This is a genomic window from Caulobacter sp. 602-1 (assembly GCF_003931565.1).
In the GTDB taxonomy this organism is placed as follows: Bacteria; Pseudomonadota; Alphaproteobacteria; order Caulobacterales; family Caulobacteraceae; genus Caulobacter.
Map to the genome: position 1 here is coordinate 1 of NZ_RRYI01000016.1, position 3,492 is coordinate 3,492.

Annotated in this window: 4 protein-coding genes; all 4 read left to right on the plus strand. The window is 66.5% G+C overall.

The genetic code is table 11. From position 1 onward, the window contains the following. Positions 1–61: 61 nt before the first annotated feature. Complete coding sequence (gene ccoN, locus EIK80_RS25010) at positions 62–1,708, plus strand: cytochrome-c oxidase, cbb3-type subunit I (RefSeq protein ID WP_125159710.1); 1,647 nt, start codon at positions 62–64, stop codon at positions 1,706–1,708. A gap of 8 nt (positions 1,709–1,716) precedes the next feature. Continuing rightward, entirely contained in the window at positions 1,717–2,460 is a 744-nt protein-coding gene (ccoO, locus tag EIK80_RS25015; protein WP_125159711.1) for a cytochrome-c oxidase, cbb3-type subunit II, read from the plus strand. Then, on the plus strand, positions 2,457–2,624 hold the full coding sequence (locus EIK80_RS25020; RefSeq protein ID WP_099578182.1) for a cbb3-type cytochrome c oxidase subunit 3: 168 nt from the start codon (positions 2,457–2,459) through the stop codon (positions 2,622–2,624). The genes ccoO and EIK80_RS25020 overlap by 4 nt, the downstream gene beginning before the upstream one ends. After that, the coding region (ccoP, locus tag EIK80_RS25025; protein WP_125159712.1) for a cytochrome-c oxidase, cbb3-type subunit III at positions 2,624–3,492 on the plus strand (869 nt) is incomplete at its 3' end. The genes EIK80_RS25020 and ccoP, both read left to right, overlap by 1 nt.

The window sequence follows — 3,492 nt, forward strand, 5'->3', positions numbered from 1 at the left end:
ATCAAAGCCTGGGCATGCGGTGCGTGAGAGGAGGGGTTTAGGTTCGCCGCAGGGAGTCTGCATGTCCGCCCCGTCTCATACTTACGCCAGGCCCCCTGCGGGTTCGGGCGCTTTACTGATCGTTTCGGCCGTAGGCGCGTTCCTGGCGATCCTCGGCGCGGGACTGACCCAGGATCCGATCTTCCGGCTGCAGGCCGAGACCATCGCGCTGGCGGGGGTGATCGCCGCGTTCGTTCTGAACGCGGGGTTGTCGGGCGGCACGCTGGTGGAGCATCCCGACCGCTATAGCGACAACGTCATCAAGGCGGGTGTGATCGCCACGATGTTCTGGGCGGCGGCGGGTCTGCTGGTGGGGGTGGTGATCGCCGCCCAGCTGTCGTGGCCGACGATCTTCTATTTTCCGGAAGCGGGCTGGCTGAACTTTGGCCGGCTGCGGCCGCTGCACACCTCGGCGGTGATCTTCGCCTTCGGGGGCAACGCGCTGATCGCCACGTCGTTCTGGGTCGTGCAGCGCACCTGCAAGGCCAAGCTGGCGGGCGGCATCGCGCCGTGGTTCGTGTTCTGGGGCTATCAGCTGTTCATCGTGCTGGCCGCGACCGGCTATCTGATGGGCGCGACCCAAGGCAAGGAATACGCCGAGCCGGAGTGGTACACCGACCTGTGGCTGACCATCGTCTGGGTCGCCTATCTGCTGGTGTTCCTGGGCACGATCTGGAAGCGCAAGGAACCCCACATCTACGTGGCCAACTGGTTCTACCTGGCCTTCATCGTCACCATCGCCCTGCTGCACCTGGTCAACAACGCCGCCATTCCGGTGGGTCTGCTGAACCACAAGTCCTATGGCGTCTTCTCGGGCGTGCAGGATGCGCTGGTGCAGTGGTGGTACGGCCACAACGCCGTCGGCTTCTTCCTGACCGCCGGCTTCCTGGCCATGATGTACTACTTCGTGCCCAAGCGCGTGGAGCGTCCGGTCTACAGCTACCGCCTGTCGATCGTGCACTTCTGGGCGCTGATCTTCATCTACATCTGGGCCGGCCCGCACCACCTGCACTACACGGCCCTGCCGCAGTGGGCCCAGACCCTGGGCATGACCTTCTCGATCATGCTGTGGATGCCGTCCTGGGGCGGCATGATCAACGGCCTGATGACGCTGTCGGGGGCGTGGGACAAGCTGCGCACCGACCCGGTGGTGCGGATGATGGTGGTGTCGATCGCCTTCTACGGCATGAGCACCTTCGAAGGTCCGGTGATGTCGATCCGCGCGGTCAACGCGCTGAGCCACTACACCGACTGGACCATCGGCCACGTGCATTCGGGCGCGCTGGGCTGGGTGGGCTTCATCAGCTTCGGGGCGGTCTACTGCCTGGTGCCGTGGCTGTGGAAGAAGAAGGAGATGTACTCGACCAAGCTGATCGAGTGGCACTTCTGGATCGCGACCACCGGCATCCTGCTCTACATCGCCGCGATGTGGGTGTCGGGCATCATGGAAGGCCTGATGTGGCGCGCCTACACGCCCCAGGGCTTCCTGGCCTACAGCTTCATCGAGACCGTCTCGGCCAAGCACATCGAGAACGTCATCCGCGCCGTCGGGGGCCTGATGTACCTGTCCGGGGCCCTGATCATGATCGTCAACATCTGGAAGACGATCGCTTCGCCCTCCGCCGAGCCGGCCGACGAAACGGCCGCTCCCGCCACCGCGATCGCCTGAGGCCGCCCATGTCCGTCTGGAAGCATCACGCCAAGTTCGAGCGGCATTCGCTGCTGCTCGTCGTCGGCATCCTCATCGTCGTCTCGATCGGGGGGCTGGTCGAGATCGCCCCGCTGTTCTGGCTGCAGGGCACCATCGAGAAGGTGCAGGGCGTACGGCCCTACACGCCGCTGGAACTGAACGGCCGCGACATCTATGTCCGCGAGGGCTGCTATCTGTGCCACTCGCAGATGATCCGCCCCCTGCGCGACGAGGTCGAGCGTTATGGCCACTACAGCCTGGCCGCCGAGAGCATGTACGACCACCCGTTCCAGTGGGGGTCCAAGCGCACCGGGCCCGACCTGGCCCGGGTCGGGGGCAAGTACTCCGACGCCTGGCACCGCGACCACCTGATCGACCCGCGCTCGGTGGTGCCGGAGTCGGTGATGCCGCCCTACAAGTTCCTGGCCGAGAAGGACCTGGACTATGGCGACATCGTCGACCGGATGAAGGTGCTGCGCACCGAGGGCGTGCCCTACACGGCCGATCAGCTGACCAACGCCAGGAAGGACCTGGAGGCCCAGGCCGATCCGTACTCGACCGACGCGGTGGCCCTGCGCGGCCGCTACGGGGCCAAGGTGGCCAACCGCGACTTCGACGGCGATCCCGACAGGATCACCGAGATGGACGCCCTGGTGGCCTATCTGCAGATGCTCGGGACCCAGGTCGACTTCAAGTCCTACAAGGCCCAGGCCCCGGAGAACCAGCGATGAGCCAGCTCTCCTACGAAACCGTGGCGCGCTTCGCCCAGCAGGGCGGACTGATCTACTTCGGCCTGATCTTCCTGGCCGGTGTCGCCTATGCCCTGCGGCCTTCCAAGAAGGCCGAATTCCAACACGCCGCGCGCATGCCGCTGGATGACGAGGAGCTCTCCTGATGGCTTCCGAACGCAAGACCGACGACGTCACCGGCGTCGAGACCACCGGCCACGAGTGGGACGGCATCCGCGAACTGGACAACCCGCTGCCGCGCTGGTGGCTGTGGGTCTGGTACGGCTGCATCGCCTTCTCGATCGGCTACTGGGTGCTGATGCCGGCCTGGCCGGGCGTGCATGGCTACACCAAGGGCCTGCTGCATCAGTCCGACCGGGCCGCCGTGGGCCAGGAGCTCAAGGCCCTGGACGTCCAGCGCGGCGCGGGCGCGGCCCAGCTGCGCACCGCCAGCCTCGAGCAGATCGAGAAGGATCCCAAGCTGCAGGCCTACGCCCAGCAGGTGGGCCAGTCGGTGTTCGGCGACAACTGCGCCACCTGCCACGGCATCGGCGGCACCGGCGGCAAGGGCTATCCCAACCTGCGCGACGACGTCTGGCTGTGGGGCGGCAAGCTGGAGGACATCCAGTACACCATCACCCACGGCGTGCGCACCGGCGCGGACGGGGCGCGGATGTCGCAGATGCCCGCCTTCGGCCGCGACGAGCTGCTCAAGCCCGAGCAGATCGACGACCTGACCGAATATGTCGTCCACCTGTCGAACCGTCCGGCCGACGCCGGGGCCATCGCCCGCGCCAAGCCGATCTTCGACACCCAGTGCGTGGCCTGCCACGGCCTGGAAGGCAAGGGCGACCAGACCCTCGGCGCCCCCAACCTCACCGACAGCGAATGGCTCTACGGCGCCGACCGCGCCGCCATCCGCGGCCAGATCTTCGCCGGGAACGGCGGCGTCATGCCCACCTGGGCCGGACGCCTCAGCCCCGAAACCATCAAGGCCATCGCCGTCTACGTCCACGCCAACGCCGCCGGACAATA